Genomic DNA, 16,339 nt, shown 5'->3' with positions numbered 1-16,339 from the left:
GAAAATCGAAAAAAGATTCACACCAAAAATGGGTGAATTATTAACGAAGGTGACTTATATTAGGAAACATGTTTTTAGTATTCCTATTAAAACAATCCACAAATACCGTGAGACTTATTACGGGAAAATTAAAGATTGTAAATCTTGCGAATTAGCAAAATAATTTAGCTATAAAAAAATTATTAAGATAATTTTTTAGATTTAAAACTTGTCGGAAACATTTAAATAAAATGAATTCGACAAGTTTTTTATGTTTTAATGTGATCGCTTTTTAAGCGATTTCTTTTTTAGTTTTGTTTCCCTTAAAGCTAGCATATAATAAAAGTCCCATTCCAAACATTACAGACATATCTGCAATATTAAAAATCCCTGTTCTAAATACGCCACCTAAATCAATGTGAAAGAAATCTGTTACAGATCCGTAAACAATTCTATCGTAAACATTGGCAGCGCCACCACCAACAATACAGCAAAATCCTATTAAAGAAAAACGGTCTAACGATTTATTTTTTATAATATAATAAACAACATATCCTAAAACGACGGTTGGCAGTATTAAGAGTAAAATGAGTCTTAAGGTTGGATGGAAGTCACTACCCATTCCTAGAAAAGCTCCAGCATTTTCAACATTATGTAAGGTGAATAAATCGCCAATAATAGGTGTCTGACTGCCAGGAACGACTTCAGCTCTAACAATAAATTTGGTGATCTGATCAATAGCTATATTAAAAACTATTAATAGAATAATCCATGTAGTACGAGGAAGTTTCATTAAGATTCCGATTCAATGGTTGCAGAAGCGGTTTGAGCTTCTCTGTTTATTTTCTTAACTAAACCTTGCAAAACTTTTCCTGGCCCAACTTCAGTAAATAAAGTAGCACCATCGGCAATCATTTGCTGTACAGACTGCGTCCATTTTACAGGAGCTGTTAATTGCGAAATCAAGTTTGCTTTTATAATAGCTTCGTCCATAACAGCGCTGGCTGTTACATTTTGATAAATTGGACAGTTTGGTTTTACAAAATTCGTAGCTTCAATGGCTGCAGCTAATTCTTCGCGTGCAGGTTCCATTAAAGGTGAATGAAAAGCACCACCAACAGGTAATACCAACGCACGTTTAGCACCTTCAGCTTTCAGTGTTTCGCAGGCTCTGTTAATAGCATCAATGTCGCCTGATATTACTAATTGCCCTGGACAATTGTAGTTTGCAGCAACGACAATACCTTCCGTTTCTGCACATATTTTTTCTACAATAGCATCTTCCAACCCTAAAACAGCAGCCATAGTACTTGGTTGCATTTCGCAAGCTTTTTGCATAGCGATAGCACGCTTTGAAACTAATTTCACACCATCTTCAAAAGATATAGCACCAGCGGCAACCAAAGCAGAAAACTCACCTAAAGAATGACCAGCAACCATGTCTGGTTTAAAGCTGTCTCCTAAAACTTTCGCTAAAATTACTGAATGTAAAAAAATAGCTGGTTGGGTAACTTTAGTTTGTTTTAAGTCTTCGGCAGAACCTTCAAACATAATATCGGTAATATTAAAACCGAGTATATTGTTGGCTATTTCGAATAACTCTTGTGCTATAGGCGATTTTTCATACAGGTCTAATCCCATACCTGGAAATTGGGCACCTTGGCCAGGAAATATATATGCGTTCATGAATTTGAATTTTTTATAATTGCTGCAAAAATAGGAAATTTATTTTTAGAGAATAGATCGCTTGGCTTTTAGATTGTAGAGCATATAATTCCGCCATTTTAATTAAGATTTTCAAATGTCACTTTAACATGTAAAGGATTTGATTAATTAGGGTTGTTTTTTCCGAAATCAAGATCAATAGGAAATAAAGGCTTTTTTAGATCGAAATTCAAGCTCAATACTTTAAGGTGTCGTCGTCAGTTTCTTTTTCTAAAAATTTAAGAAAGAATATTTGTTTCAGTTTTATCAAAAAAATCTTTCAATGCTTTATAAATTTAGTCTAATATCTTGTTTCTAACAGCAAAGTGATCGAGACTCTAATTTGAAAAATCATGAGATTTAAGAATCAATATTTAATACGGTTAACTCAATTCGCAAGCAGCTTCTGCACAACGCTCGCCATCCATAGCTGCTGAAACAATTCCGCCAGCAAAACCACCACCTTCACCACAGGGAAATAATCCTTTTATCTGCACGTGTTCTAATTTTTCAGTCCTAGGAATATGAATAGGGGATGACGTTCTAGACTCTACACCCACAATATTTGCTTCTTCCGTATAATAACCATGCATTTTTTTACCAAAAGATTTAAATCCTTGACGTAAACGACTCCCAATTAATTTTGGCAACAAGGAATGCAAAGGTGCAGAATTTAAACCCGGTTGGTAGGAAGTTGGGTTTAAACTTGATGATAATTTGCCGTCTACAAAGTCTGTTAAACGTTGTGCTGGCGCTGCTTGGCTTCTTCCGCCAGCAGTAAATGCTAATCGTTCTAAATCTTTTTGGTATTCCAAAGCCTTTAAAACACCAAAGTGTTCGTACTTCTGTAAGTCTTTTTCTACGTCAATCTCCACAACAATACCTGAATTGGCAAATAAGTTATTTCGTTTGGATGGCGACATGCCATTAACAACTACTTCGCCATTGGCTGTTGCCGCTGGTACTATAAAACCGCCGGGACACATACAGAACGAGTACACACCGCGATCGTTTACTTGTTGCACCAAACCGTATGAGGCTGCTGGTAATAAGTCGCTACGTTTTCCGCTGCAATGATATTGAATACTATCTATTATTGCTTGAGGATGTTCTACACGAACGCCCATGGCATAAGATTTTGCTTCTAGTGCCATTTCTTTCTTGTGCATTAAATAATAAATATCTCTTGCAGAATGTCCGGTTGCTAAAATTACTTTATTGGCAATCATTTCATCGCCATTTAGTAATTGAATGGCTGTAATAGCGCTGTTTTTTATAGTGAAATCTGTGACACGTGTTTCAAAATGAACTTCGCCACCATATTTTAAAATCGTTTCGCGAACATTTTGGACTACTTTCGGTAATTTATTAGTGCCAATATGAGGATGCGCATCCACTAAAATCTGATCCGTTGCTCCGTGATAAACCAAGTTTTCAAAAATACGTCGAACATCACCACGTTTTAAACTTCTTGTATAAAGTTTACCATCGCTATAAGTTCCGGCACCACCTTCGCCGAAGCAATAATTAGAATCTTCATTAACAAAATGATCACGATTGATAGCTTTTAAATCACGACGACGGTCTTGAACATTTTTACCGCGTTCTAAAACAATAGGTTTAAAACCGAGTTCAATACAGCGCAAAGCTGCATACATTCCAGCAGGGCCAAATCCAATAATATGAATGGGCTTCCCTTTAGAAACATCTTTATAGTCGAAATTATATTCTGATGTATCTGGAACTGGTTCACTAATATAAACCGCCACTTTATAATTGAAAATTATTTTAGGTTTTCGCGCATCAATAGATTTCCGAAGTACTTTAATACCAGAGATTTTATCTCTGGACATATCGAGTTTTTCGGCAGATTTTATTAAAAGAATATTAGGAATTTCTTCCTCTTTTAAACTGATGCGTAGCTGAAGATCTTTTATCATGTGGCAAAATTACAGAAAAATAGGAGATGAGTGTAAGATTGCCGATTTTAGTTTTGATTAAACACACTTAAGCAGCAAGCTTTTATACGTATCGTTGACGAAAATATAATTAATTGCTAATTACAAGATGTATTAACGGCTTTAAAAGGCTATGTTATTGGGCTTGTTTTTGTAGCTGTATGTTTCGATTTTTTCTCTTTTTTAGAATATTAAGATATCGCAGGGCGTTTTTATCTTCGTAATCGGTATAGGCTTTGGATGCCCAGGTCATTGCTGAATCTAAATCGCCATTAATTTCATTAATAATGGCCATATTATAACAGGCGTAACCGGCAATTTTGGCTTTAGGATTGTTTAGTTCTTGTTCCCATAATTGAGCCGCACCGTCCCAATCTCCGGTTTGTGCACGGCGTTTTCCGATTTCAAATTTTTTGGAACCTTTAACATAGTACTGTCTCGTTACTCGGATTTTAAAAGGATAGGTTCTGTAAGCATAATCCTGCCCCATTTTAGTACTCATTTGTAATAAGGCTTCTTTTCTTCCAATAATGGCTTCAATAGCTTTTAATGGGTTAATGCCCTTACCAACAGCCGTTATCCATCGGTCTGTTACAATTTCATCTCTTATAACTTTGTTTACGTTATCATAAACGCGGAAACCAGCTTTTATATAGGTGGAAATTGTAGCTTCGTGCTCAATCATGGGAATTGTAATACCGAAAGCATTCAGTTTTTCTACGGTTCTGGTTTTGTATGCTACTTGCGTATCTGTATCGTAAAAGGAAAGGGTAATTATGGCATTTAGATCGTTTTCCTGACACAAATTATTAATAGTTCCCCAGGGTAATGCACTTGGAAAAATGCCCATTCCTGGGTTTTCAATTTTATCGGAAGACATCATTTTTATGCTTTTATATTGCATGTCTTTTTCCAAGACATCTTTAATGCCTTGAAGGGTGTAATTGGCGCCATCGCTATCGAGATTCTTACCTTCAATGGAAAGAATTTTGTCAATATCATCTAAAGGTTTGTTTTTGGTTGAGGCTAGACTTCGGTTTAAAAGCCCAATATTTTCAATTGTAGAAGGTATATAAACAGGCGCAGGCTCTGTAACGCTCATGGTTAAATTATTCATGGATTGGCAGGAAACCATCATGATTGCTAAAAGTATAACAATGAATTTCATATTTACATAAAGCGTTTTCATAAGATGCAGGTTTGGGGATTCTGATTTGACCAATGTAATGAATTACGATGAAAAACTATTAAGAATTCTATTTCAAGCTAGAAAATGGCACTTGTTTTAATGAAGGCGCTTATTCCTTGAGTGAAGCTTATTGTTTTTTCGCTACAATATTAGAAGCTTCTGTTTTTTGCATTTGCGACGAAATAAACGGAATTCGAGGTGCTAGAAAGTAGCCAGTTAAACTCGCGAATAAAATAGGAATAAAATAGGTGAATCCGGTTAATGTAGCCAGTAGAATGGTGGTGCTCATGGGTGTTCTAGTAACACAAGCATTAATAGCAGCCATGCAACTTACAATAGCAAGTGACAAACTGATTGATGGTATAAATTGATGAATAATTAAACCTAATGTAGCACCGGTAAAAAAGAGCGGTATTATAAACCCGCCGCGCCAGCCCGAAGTTACCGTTATAGCAATAGCTACAATTTTAAAGCACAGAATTAGAACAAGCATGGTCAATGAAAAATCACTTATAATAAGTGTATTAATTTCATGGTGTCCGAAATATCTGGTTATGGGCAAAAAGTATGCAATAAGGCCCAATGCCACACCACCAATTAGTGTATGTATATAAATGGGCGTGCTTATTTTTCCAAATATATTTTTGAAAAACTTTGTACAATAAATAAATAACCATCCAAAAACAGTAGCAATAATAGCAAAGAATATAGCATAAGCAAAATCGAATTTACTTAACATATGATAAGCTGGTAAATCCCAAGTGGGGCCAATTCCTAAATGAATAATCAGAGCAAAAACCATATAGCTAAAACTACTGGCTACAAAGGCAGGAATGATAGCTTTGTAATATTCCACGGCATGTTCGTGATGTAGAATTTCTAGTGAAAACAAACTTCCGCCTAGAGGTGCGCCAAATAAGGCCGTAAATCCGGATGCCATTCCAGCAATACTCATGGAACGTAAATCTTCACCTTTTAATCGGAATAATTTTCCAAGCCAGGTTCCGGTAGACCCCGTTACTTGTACCAAAGGTGCTTCTGGACCTAAACTACCGCCTGAAGCAATACAAAATAAGGACGATAACACCATGGATGGATTATTCTTGGGGTCTAGCTTGCCTTTATTGAAACGGATGTTGTTTACAATTAAGTGAATTTCTCCAGGGTCGCCAATAAAGTGAATAACTAAACCGGCTAGAAGTCCACAAATAGCCATGGTTGGTATAACTAACCAGTCATCAAAAAAGGCTAATTGATGTGTGAAAAATTCTAGAATAATCCAATAGACACTTGCAATTAATCCGCCAAATAGACCTAAAACAGCCCAAAGAATAAACTTGCGACTAAATACAAAAGGATTAAATTGAATAGGTTGGTCAAGTATATTAAGATACGTTATGAGTTTTCGTTTCTTTTTTAGCTTCACAATAAAATTAATGTCTAATGTAGGTTATAAATGAAAAATCGTAAGCATGGTTTTCATCTTTTTGATGTTGTGTTTTGGTAACTTCTTTCCAATTAGCCATATCTATTTCTGGAAAAAAAGTATCGGCTTCAAATTCGGCATGAACACGTGTAATTTCTAATTTATCAGCAAAATCCATGGCTTGTTTATAAATTTCGCCACCACCAATAATAAACGGTTGTTTGTCGGTTCTAGAAGCATCCAAAGCATCTGCCAAATTATTAACTACAATAACACCCTCAGGTACTTGATAGTTGTCTTGACGCGTTATAACAACATGTTTGCGATTTGGTAATGGTTTTTTAAAAGTCTCAAAAGTTTTACGCCCCATAATAATATGGTGGCCGTTGGTTAAGTTTTTGAAACGTTTTAAGTCATCGCTTAAATGCCAAATAAGTTGATTGTCTTTTCCAATGGAATTGTTCTCGCCAGCAGCAACTATAATCGTAATATCAGATTTTCTAGAAGGCGCTCTCAAGCTCTTTCTTTCTGGTAATGGAATGTCTTGTTCTACTTGATCTTTTAGTTCGGCAATACGTTTCTTTTGTTTAGCGACTATTTGATTTAATTGTTTTTCTTCCCATTTTTTACTTAATAGTTTAGAGGTGATAAAAACGCTAAATAAATGATAAATAAATATGAACAACCAAATGGCAATAGCGAATACAAACCAATCAATATCAAAAGGTCTGAAAGTTTGACCTATGCCTAAAACCGTATTTGCTAGTATTAAAAACACAGCTCCAATAAGGAATATTACGAAATGAGCATATAGCCGTTTCTTTTGTTTGATTCGTTTTTGAGCCGTTTTTATAAGTTCTAATTGCTCTTTATCAATTTCTGTTGTACTTTCTTTTTTCTTTCCGAACATAATTATGAGTGCTTCTTATAAAGATACAGTTTTATTTTAATTAATGAGATTTTAAATAGCCACAACGCCTTTGATATGCGGATGTGGATTATAATCTTCCAGCGTGAAATCTTCAAATTTGAAATCGAAAATATTTGTTATTTCTGGATTAATAATCATTTTTGGTAGTGGTCTGATATCACGTGATAACTGAAGTTCCAATTGTTCAACATGGTTATTGTAAATATGTGCATCTCCAAAGGTGTGGATAAATTCACCTGCTTCATAGCCACAAACTTGGGCCATCATCATAGTAAATAAAGCATAGGATCCTATATTGAATGGTACGCCCAAGAAAATATCTGCGCTACGTTGGTACAATTGACAAGATAACTTCCCGTTGGATACATAAAATTGAAAAAATGCGTGACACGGAGGAAGAGCCGCTTTACCATTGGCAACATTTTCATCAAACGATTTAGATGTATCTGGCAAAACCGATGGATTCCAAGCAGAAACTAACATGCGTCGGCTATTAGGGTTCGATTTTAAAGTCTCTACAATATCCTTAATCTGATCTATTTCATCACTGTTCCAATTTCGCCATTGATGACCATAAACTGGACCTAAATTGCCATTAGCATCCGCCCATTCATTCCAGATACGAACACCATTATCTGTGAGATACTTTATGTTAGTATCTCCTTTAATAAACCATAAAAGTTCGTGAATAATGGATTTTAAATGTACTTTTTTGGTCGTAACCATGGGGAAACCTTCACTTAAATCAAAACGCATTTGGTAGCCAAATACACTTTTTGTTCCAGTTCCTGTGCGGTCTCCTTTTTCGTTGCCGTTTTCTAATACGTGTTTTACTAGGTCGTGATATTGTTTCATAATTCTATTCCTGCGCAGGCAGGAATCTCTTTTTAATTACACCAAATATTATAAACTATATGCAATATTAAATCGCGTATAATAGAAAGCAAAAGTAAAAAAAAAGAATGCAATGGAATAGGTTTAAATCTGAAATGATATTAAAAGTGGATAACGGTGTTTATATGGTTAAATATAAAAATGCCTGAAACACTTGTTTGTTAAAGGCTTTTTTAATTCTATGGTGTATCCTTATTTATAATTAGATTCCTGCCTGCGCAGGAATTGGGTTAACCAATAATCATTTCTTATATCTACGCCAGCAGGACTCTCTTTTTAATTACACATATTATAATGGAAGTATAATAGAAAAATAAAAAAAGAGTTCAATGGAATAGATTAAACTCTATATTGATATTAAAAGTTGTTAACGGGATTTAAATGGTTGAATGTGAAATTGCCTGAAACACTTGTTTGTTAAAGGCTTTTTTAATTCTATGGTGTATCCTTATTTATAATGAGATTCCTGCCTGCGCAGGAATTGAGTTAACCAATAATCATCCCTGCAATAGTCGCTGAAATTAAAGAAGCAATTGTTCCACCAATTAAGGCTTTCATACCAAATTCAGACAGTGTTTTTCGTTGCCCTGGTGCTAAAGATCCTATGCCGCCAATTTGAATACCGATAGATGCAAAATTCGCAAAACCACAAAGCATATAGGTTGCCATAATAATGGATTTGTTATAGTTAAGATGGACCTCGTTAGAAATATCTTTTAAATCTGCCAACTGTATATACCCAACAAATTCGCTGGCTGCTAATTTAATTCCTAATAATTGTCCCATCATCATAATGTCTTCCGTAGCAACGCCAATAAGCCACATGAGTGGTGCAAAAATGGTTCCTAAAATAGCTTCTAAAGATAATGCTGGATATGGTGTGTTATCGGCCATCCAAGTATTAATGGTTGAAAAATCGCCAACCCAACCCAATATTCCGTTAATCATGGCAATAAATGCTACAAAAACCAATAACATGGCTCCAACATTAACAGCTAAACGTAAGCCTTCTGTAGTTCCATTGGCAATAGCATCTAAAAGGTTTGAACCAATTTTTTCGGATGATACCGAAACATCTTTATCAATTTCTTCCGTTTGAGGATATAATATTTTTGAAATTACAATAGCTCCAGGCGCAGCCATAACCGAGGCGGCTAATAAGTGTTTTGCGTATATTAATCGCAAAGCAGGATCGTCGCCACCTAGAAAACCAATATATGCAGCTAATACGGCTCCCGCAACAGTAGCCATACCACCAATCATTACCAAGAGTATTTCGGACTTGGTCATTTTCTCTAAATAAGCCTTAATTAGAAGTGGCGCTTCCGTTTGGCCTAAAAAGATATTCCCTGCGACACTTAAACTTTCAGCACCAGAAATTTGAAGAAGTTTACTCAATAACATGGCCATTAATTTTACGGCACGTTGAATAAGTCCTAAATAAAATAAAACAGACGTTAAAGCTGAAAAGAAAATAATAGTTGGTAGTACTTGAAAGGCAAAAATAAACCCGAAGGTATCCATGTCTACGACAAGACCTTCAAATAAAAATTTACTTCCTGCACGTGTAAAGTCTAGAATACTTATAAATAAACCGCCAACCCATTCAAAAGTAGATTGAATAAATGGTACTTTTAAAACACCAACAGCAATAATTAATTGAAAAGTTATGCCAATTCCAACGGTTCTCCAATTTATGGCTCGTCTATTATTACTAAATAGAAAAGCTATAAAAATCAATGAAACCATTCCTAGAACGCCACGCCAAAGACTGTTAAAAGAAAAACCTTGGCTTGGTTTAATAGCGTTTTCATCAATTATTTGCGCAACAAGTCCTGTGTTTTCAAGCGATTTTGCAGCCTTAAAGCTGAAAATCTTCTCTTTTTCAGTAAAAACTAATGTCGAGTCGGTAAGCTCGGTTATTTTATATCGTTTTAAGGTCTCGGTAGGTTTAGAGTAGAAGAATACTAATAAATTATTCTGATACATATAATCACCAGCTGCACTTATTGTATCATTATCTTTCAATGAAAAATTGAATTCCCCGTTTTTTAAATCTAAAATATCTGTGTAAGGTTCAACTGTAATAGCACTTTCACCAACATTATTTTTAACAGATTCAAACTCCCATTTTTTAGAAATATCTTGAGCAAAGAGCCCATTTATAGAGAATAAAATAGCTGTAAACGCTAAAAATAGCTTTTTCATAAGGTGATGAATAGGTTATCGTTTAGATATTTCGTCTCTAATTTTGGCGGCCTTTTCGTAGTCTTCATTGGCAACAGCTTCATTAAGCATGACGTTTAGTTCGTCAATCGATTTTACTTTGAAATTATCCGACGATTTAGGACTTCCAGTTTCTAGCTCTTCGGCAATTAAATCGTCTACCAAAATACTATCTGATTCGGAGTCGTCTTCATCTTCAGGATTAATTTTCAAGTAAATTCCTGCTTTATCTAAAATGTTTTTATAAGTAAAAATGGGTGCTTGAAAGCGTAATGCTAAAGCAATAGCATCGCTGGTTCTAGCGTCAATTATTTCTTCAACGTTATCGCGTTCACAAATAATACTGGAATAAAACACACCATCCACCAATTTATGAATGATAACTTGTTTGATGACAATATCAAACCTATCTGCAAAATTTTTAAATAAGTCGTGAGTAAGTGGTCTAGGGGGACTAATTTCTTTTTCCAAAGCAATAGCAATGGATTGAGCTTCAAAAGCACCAATTACAATAGGCAATTTCCTATCGCCATCTACTTCATTTAAAATCAATGCGTAGGCGCCATTTTGCGTTTGGCTGTAAGAAATTCCTTTTATATTTAGTCGTACTAAACTCATAGTTTATTAAAAAACAAAGAACTGTTTAAATTAGGACTTTACCAAACTGAACGAAACAGTTTTAGTAATTTTCACCAACTTAAACAGCTCTTTTATAAATACAATTTAAAATATATATATTTATTGTTGTGCTTTAAATTCCTTTAATTTTTCAATTAGTTTAGGAACTACCTCAAAAGCGTCACCTACAATTCCGTAATCAGCAGCTTTAAAGAAAGGAGCTTCTGGATCTGTATTGATTACCACTTTGACTTTAGATGCGTTAATACCAGCTAAATGCTGAATAGCTCCAGAAATTCCAATAGCTATATATAAATTAGAAGCAACAGGTTTTCCTGTTTGTCCAACGTGTTCACCATGTGGTCTCCAACCTAAATCACTTACTGGTTTAGAGCAAGCAGTAGCTGCACCTAGAACTTCGGCTAACTCTTCAATCATTCCCCAGTTTTCTGGACCTTTTAATCCACGACCACCAGAAACAACTATATCTGCATCGGCAATAGTTACTTGCCCCGTTATTTTATCAACCGAATCAACGTGAACAGTTAATTCTGGAACGTTTGGCGAAAAGTCTTCAGCAGTTGCGCTAGCAGAACTTTCTTTAACACCAAAAGCATTTTTAGAGACACCTACCAATTTTACATCAGTATCAATGGTTGTCATGTTAAAGGCTTTATTTGTAAACGCCGTACGTTTTACAGTAAATGGTGAAACACTTGATGGTGCTTCAACCACATTGGATGCATAACCAGCATCTAAATTAATAGCTAATAAAGGTGCTAAATATTTACTGTCTGCACTAGAACTGACAATAACTACTTTGGTTCCTTCTTTTTCAGCAGCTTGAGAAATAGCACTTGCATAAGCATTGGCGTTAAATTTCTCTAAATCGCTATTATTAACTTTTAATACTTTATCGACACCATGATTTCCAAGTACGCTTGTGTCATCAGCGTTAAAGGTAATAGCCGTTACGGTAGTACCCATTTCGTCTGCTACAGCTCTTGCATAAGATGCAACTTCTAAAGCAACTTTTTTAAATTTTCCTTGTTCGGATTCTGTATATACTAAAACTGACATAATTTTATTTTTTCCTATCCCAACCCTTTCCAAAGGAAAGCGCTACGAAACGTTAATAATCATTTGTTTTATCCTGTATTTGCCTCCATTGAAGAGGTGAAAAAGGATTAAATAACTTTAGCTTCGTTGTGAAGTAAGTTTACTAATTCTTCTACGTTATCTGGATCGATTAATTTAACCGCGCCTTTTGCAGCAGGTTTCTCGAATTTAACAGAAGCCGTTTCCGTTCCAGCATCAATTGGTTCTTTAACTTCTAATGGTTTTTTTCGAGCCATCATAATACCACGCATGTTAGGGATACGTAAATCACTTTCTTCAACTAATCCTTTTTGACCACCAATTACTAATGGTAAACTAGTTGAAACAGTTTCTTTTCCACCGTCTATTTCACGCATAGCTGTTGCTTTTGTGCCATCTACTTCTAAACTAATACAGTTTGTTACAAAGTTTGCATCAATTAAACCAGCTAACATGCCTGGAACCATTCCGCCATTATAATCAATGGATTCACGTCCAGCAATAACTAAATCGTAACCACCTTCTTTAACGACATTCGCTAATTGCTTGGCTACTTGATAACCATCTTTAGCTTCCGTATTTACGCGAATAGCGTTATCTGCGCCAATAGCTAATGCTTTACGCAAGGTAGGTTCTGTTTCTGGGCCACCAACATTTACAACTGTAACATCGGCACCTTGCTTTTCTTTAAACCACATGGCGCGTGTTAATCCAAACTCATCATTCGGGTTAATTACAAATTGCACACCGGATGAGTCAAATTTGGTGTCGCCATCAGTGAAATTAATCTTGGAAGTCGTATCAGGTACATGACTAATACATACTAATATTTTCATATCTCTATTTTTATATTAAAAAGTATACTATTTTCAGATTACGAAGTTAATTATTTTATTTCGAATATTTGCTATGCATGCATAGTAAATATTCGATTCCAAGTGTTTAAAATTTTAGTTTAGAGCCTAAAAGAATATAACCATCAAGAATAGAAGTGGTTTTTTCTTCAATAAAACTTGGAGAGCTATTATTTTCAATAATTGATTTGTTATTTAAGTTAAGAATATTGTTTCCTGTTAAATAAAATTCCCATTTAGATTTTTCTTTTGTAAATCTTAATCTTGGACTAATATTAAAGATGTTTCTTTCAGTACTCTGGTTTTTATAGACCGTGTAGTTAGAATTGATATACCAAAAAAGATTCTTTTTAATTTTACCATTCAAATTTAAATAGGGTTGTGATACTATCAGAAAGGATTTATTTGTTTGATCTTTAAAATTGTCTTTAGAATATTTATAGCCAATATTGAAATGAATAATCGATTTTTTGAATTGACTTGCAACTTTGATAATACTCGATATGTTTTCACTTCTAAAATTATATGCAATATTATCTTGAAAATATTCTTTACTATTATTGTTGTAAGATATGCTTCCAGAAAAAGAGTAAGGTATTTTTTTAAATTTTTTATCAATAAAAATAAATGAGTTGAAGAAATTATCTTGATGGATTATTTTGTTCCTTGAAATGGATACATTTTCTTGATTTATAATATTGTCTCCAATGGATTTTTCTTTTATGTTATATGAAGCATTGAAAATATATGAAAATTTTGTTTTCGGCTTGAAAATAAAATGACTTGCACCGATTTGGTGATAGGGTAATAAATCACTTGAGAATACATTTTCATTTCTAATTAAATTTCTATAATCTTTAATTAGAAATCCATTTGTTAAATAATCAATTGTTGCTATAGCGCTAGAATAGTTATAAGAAAGCTGTGCAATATTATTACTACTAAAAACAGTTTTTAGTGACGTGTTATAACCTAAATAATTTTTTTTATTAGAAAAATTATTTAAATTTTTGATTATGTAATTGTAGTTTGTACCAACGGTATAATTTGTTTTCTTTGTCAATTTAATAGTTAAATCAACACCGTTTTTTGCTAAAAAACTATTTAATGATAAATCATTGAAATAATCTTGAAGATTGTTTGTGTTAGATGTGAAATTATTATTTGAAAAATTCGTGGTGTTATATACGTTAATAGAAACCTTATTAAGGTATAGGGTGTAGTTAACGTTATAATTAGTTTCACGAAGCACTTTGTTTACAGATTGATTAGCAACATAATCATTAGTATTAAAATCAATATTTAAAAACGCATTATTAGAACGAATAACATGTTCATTATTATTCTGTAAATAATTAAATGATAGACTAGTACTAAATATATTTGAATTAATATTTTTGTTATAAATTATTTCTGAATTGAAACGCGTTTTTTTAGGTTTACTGTGTTCTCTTATATTATTTGATGCGCTTGAAATCTCTTTTTCTTTGCTCGAGTTATCTATGTTTAAATGATTGTTAAAGGTAATTACGGCATCCTTATTCGGTTTAAAAATAGACTTCAATTGAAAAACACCAAAATAATTTGTTTCTTTAATAGCGTTGTTTTCATTAATTTGAAATTGATTTGAACTATAATTTACTTCTCTTTCATTGAATTCATGTTGTTTGCTGTTGTTGAAAATACCATAAAAATCTATTTTAGTTTTTTTAGAAATATTTGCAATGCTACTTACTGTAATAAAATTATTTCGTAGTGATTTCACTTTATTATTTTCATTTAAAAACCTTGGTAAATCATTGAGTTTAGAGAAAGTAACTTTGCTTTCTCCTCTAGAATTATTTCTAGCATCAGTGTCTGTTAAAGCATAGTAATCCTGAACACTCATAGTAGATTCCCCTAAATTATTAGCGCTTGGTATTAATGAGAATTTTATTTTTTTATTGAAATTAAACAGAGCGGCTTTAATTTTGTATTTATTACTAATGCCTAAATGAGTCTCTATATTACCCGTAAATTTATTTTTAAATTCGTCCTTAATATTAATGTTTAATGCTGTAATACCCGTTTTGTCATTTTGACTTATAGACTCAAAATCCTTGTAATTGCGTATTAGTTCTGCATCTTGTACCATTTCAGAATTTATATTTTCTGTTGCTAACTGGTGTTGCGTTTTGTATAAATTTTCGCCATCTATAAGCAGTCTGTCAATTACTTTTCCGTTAGCCGTAATTTTTCCATCTTCATTAATACCTAAACCCGGCAGCTTTGTTATTATATCCTTTAGGTTTTCTTCCGTTCCATTTAAAAACTTATCAATTTTATATTGCGTAACATCACCTTTTTGAACAATGCCATTATTTTCCGCTTTAATTATTACCTCCTCTAATTCTGTGTTGTTTTCTGTTAAAGTAAGGACGTTAAGTTGTAAATCTGATTCTTTTATTTCAACACTTATTGAGACAGTTTTATAACCTAAATAACTAATTTTAAGAATATAAACACCTGTTTTAGCCATTAGCTTAAAATAGCCTTTATTATTGCTAATAGTGTATGTGATAATTTCAATATTATTGTTTTTTATCAGTATAATATTTGCACCAGTAATAATTGTATTATTAGTATCTTTTATATATCCTTCTAAATTGTTTTGACAAAAAACAAAACTTGGTAGAAATAAAAAAAAGCAGAAAAACTGCTTTTTTATTAAGTTGCTATTTAGTGATGTATCAATCATTAATTTCTGTTCATTGCTTTTAATTGATATTGATTAATACTCAAGAAAGGGACTTCGTTTTTAGGTTCAATAATTTCAGTATCCTCTTTTAAGAATTTTAATTTTTCAAACTTGATAATATTATTTTCATCTATTTCAATCTGTAAAATTAAACCAGGTAAACCATTAAAAGCCATTGGTCCATCGTTAATTGGAATATCATCAGAATACCAAGCTGTAATATGTTGCTTCCTGCCAAATAAAACTCTCTCTGTTGTTGCTTTTTTACATGCATATCCTGCTACTGTTAGTGTATCTGTGGCTAAAACCCATTCATAATTAGGGATTTCATCTTTTATGCTTGTGTTTTCAGTTACCAAATAGCGATTTTTTCTTGAGTTTTCAAGTCTATATATGTTAGTTTCAAAATTTTTAAAATATATTATTTTATTCGATTTTATTAAGGCTTTGGTAGTTTCTTGAGTTAATTCTTTATGATCTTCGTATTGAACAAGTATAGTATCGATTATTGTTTCTTCTTTGGAGATAAGTTCTTGTTTCGATATTTTATTAGAATAAATATAACTGTGATACATAGGCTTTTTAGCCATTTCAGATAATTCTGTATTATCACCAATCGCATGTTTTGGATTAACCGTAATGATACCTTTTACAGTTTGAGAATAAGTGATTGTTGATATAAATAATATTACTAAAAATTTATTCATTTTTTTTAAATTAAAAAA

The 16,339-nt window shown here is 33.1% G+C and carries 13 protein-coding genes; all 13 read right to left on the bottom strand.

Annotated elements, in window-relative coordinates; all coding sequences use genetic code 11:
- Nucleotides 1–271: 271 nt before the first annotated feature.
- Nucleotides 272–772 carry a signal peptidase II gene (lspA, locus tag BZARG_RS08095; protein ID WP_008637211.1) on the bottom strand — a complete coding sequence of 167 codons (501 nt, stop codon included), beginning with the start codon at nucleotides 770–772 and terminating at the stop codon, nucleotides 272–274.
- The gene (gene fabD / locus BZARG_RS08090) at nucleotides 772–1,665 is read right to left on the bottom strand and encodes an ACP S-malonyltransferase (protein ID WP_008637130.1); all 894 of its coding nucleotides are present in this window, start codon (nucleotides 1,663–1,665) and stop codon (nucleotides 772–774) included. The genes lspA and fabD overlap by 1 nt, the downstream gene beginning before the upstream one ends.
- Before the next feature lie 401 nt (nucleotides 1,666–2,066).
- Nucleotides 2,067–3,623 carry an NAD(P)/FAD-dependent oxidoreductase gene (locus BZARG_RS08085; RefSeq protein ID WP_008637114.1) on the bottom strand — a complete coding sequence of 519 codons (1,557 nt, stop codon included), beginning with the start codon at nucleotides 3,621–3,623 and terminating at the stop codon, nucleotides 2,067–2,069.
- Nucleotides 3,624–3,777: 154 nt separating this feature from the next.
- Nucleotides 3,778–4,830 (bottom strand): DUF6340 family protein, encoded by a 1,053-nt coding sequence (locus BZARG_RS08080; protein WP_008637083.1) that lies wholly within the window; start codon nucleotides 4,828–4,830, stop codon nucleotides 3,778–3,780.
- A gap of 127 nt (nucleotides 4,831–4,957) precedes the next feature.
- Entirely contained in the window at nucleotides 4,958–6,256 is a 1,299-nt protein-coding gene (locus tag BZARG_RS08075; RefSeq protein WP_008637109.1) for a chloride channel protein, read from the bottom strand.
- A 7-nt stretch (nucleotides 6,257–6,263) separates the two neighbouring features.
- Nucleotides 6,264–7,166 (bottom strand): dihydrofolate reductase, encoded by a 903-nt coding sequence (locus BZARG_RS15240; RefSeq protein WP_008637204.1) that lies wholly within the window; start codon nucleotides 7,164–7,166, stop codon nucleotides 6,264–6,266.
- Nucleotides 7,167–7,217: 51 nt separating this feature from the next.
- Nucleotides 7,218–8,042 carry a thymidylate synthase gene (locus BZARG_RS08065; RefSeq protein ID WP_008637168.1) on the bottom strand — a complete coding sequence of 275 codons (825 nt, stop codon included), beginning with the start codon at nucleotides 8,040–8,042 and terminating at the stop codon, nucleotides 7,218–7,220.
- Between the two features lie 525 nt (nucleotides 8,043–8,567).
- Nucleotides 8,568–10,289: a NupC/NupG family nucleoside CNT transporter gene (locus BZARG_RS08060; RefSeq protein ID WP_008637097.1), complete on the bottom strand. Its 1,722-nt coding sequence runs from the start codon at nucleotides 10,287–10,289 to the stop codon at nucleotides 8,568–8,570.
- 15 nt (nucleotides 10,290–10,304) lie between these two features.
- The gene (locus BZARG_RS08055) at nucleotides 10,305–10,925 is read right to left on the bottom strand and encodes a bifunctional nuclease family protein (protein WP_008637096.1); all 621 of its coding nucleotides are present in this window, start codon (nucleotides 10,923–10,925) and stop codon (nucleotides 10,305–10,307) included.
- 120 nt (nucleotides 10,926–11,045) lie between these two features.
- Nucleotides 11,046–12,005: an electron transfer flavoprotein subunit alpha/FixB family protein gene (locus BZARG_RS08050; RefSeq protein WP_008637024.1), complete on the bottom strand. Its 960-nt coding sequence runs from the start codon at nucleotides 12,003–12,005 to the stop codon at nucleotides 11,046–11,048.
- Nucleotides 12,006–12,112: 107 nt separating this feature from the next.
- Nucleotides 12,113–12,859, bottom strand: coding sequence for an electron transfer flavoprotein subunit beta/FixA family protein (locus BZARG_RS08045; protein WP_008637077.1), 747 nt, complete (start codon nucleotides 12,857–12,859; stop codon nucleotides 12,113–12,115).
- Nucleotides 12,860–12,965: 106 nt separating this feature from the next.
- A complete protein-coding gene (locus BZARG_RS08040; protein ID WP_008637106.1) occupies nucleotides 12,966–15,614 on the bottom strand; it encodes a carboxypeptidase-like regulatory domain-containing protein in 2,649 nt (882 codons plus the stop codon).
- Nucleotides 15,614–16,321: a GLPGLI family protein gene (locus BZARG_RS08035; protein WP_157998027.1), complete on the bottom strand. Its 708-nt coding sequence runs from the start codon at nucleotides 16,319–16,321 to the stop codon at nucleotides 15,614–15,616. Before BZARG_RS08035 ends, BZARG_RS08040 begins: the two co-directional genes overlap by 1 nt.
- Nucleotides 16,322–16,339: the final 18 nt, after the last annotated feature.

This window comes from Bizionia argentinensis JUB59 (assembly GCF_000224335.1).
Classification (GTDB): domain Bacteria; phylum Bacteroidota; class Bacteroidia; order Flavobacteriales; family Flavobacteriaceae; genus Algorimicrobium; species Algorimicrobium argentinense.
Note: the sequence above shows the minus strand (reverse complement) of the source record. Positions and strands in the feature narration are given on the sequence as shown.

Coding starts and splice junctions, on each gene's coding strand:
- BZARG_RS08065 (WP_008637168.1), bottom strand. CDS start 8,042: ATGAAACAATATCACGACCTAGTAAAACACGTATTAGAAAACGGCAAC.
- lspA (WP_008637211.1), bottom strand. CDS start 772: ATGAAACTTCCTCGTACTACATGGATTATTCTATTAATAGTTTTTAAT.
- BZARG_RS08040 (WP_008637106.1), bottom strand. CDS start 15,614: ATGATTGATACATCACTAAATAGCAACTTAATAAAAAAGCAGTTTTTC.
- BZARG_RS08035 (WP_157998027.1), bottom strand. CDS start 16,321: ATGAATAAATTTTTAGTAATATTATTTATATCAACAATCACTTATTCT.
- BZARG_RS08055 (WP_008637096.1), bottom strand. CDS start 10,925: ATGAGTTTAGTACGACTAAATATAAAAGGAATTTCTTACAGCCAAACG.
- BZARG_RS08085 (WP_008637114.1), bottom strand. CDS start 3,623: ATGATAAAAGATCTTCAGCTACGCATCAGTTTAAAAGAGGAAGAAATT.
- BZARG_RS08045 (WP_008637077.1), bottom strand. CDS start 12,859: ATGAAAATATTAGTATGTATTAGTCATGTACCTGATACGACTTCCAAG.
- BZARG_RS08060 (WP_008637097.1), bottom strand. CDS start 10,289: ATGAAAAAGCTATTTTTAGCGTTTACAGCTATTTTATTCTCTATAAAT.
- BZARG_RS08050 (WP_008637024.1), bottom strand. CDS start 12,005: ATGTCAGTTTTAGTATATACAGAATCCGAACAAGGAAAATTTAAAAAA.
- BZARG_RS15240 (WP_008637204.1), bottom strand. CDS start 7,166: ATGTTCGGAAAGAAAAAAGAAAGTACAACAGAAATTGATAAAGAGCAA.
- BZARG_RS08080 (WP_008637083.1), bottom strand. CDS start 4,830: ATGAAAACGCTTTATGTAAATATGAAATTCATTGTTATACTTTTAGCA.
- fabD (WP_008637130.1), bottom strand. CDS start 1,665: ATGAACGCATATATATTTCCTGGCCAAGGTGCCCAATTTCCAGGTATG.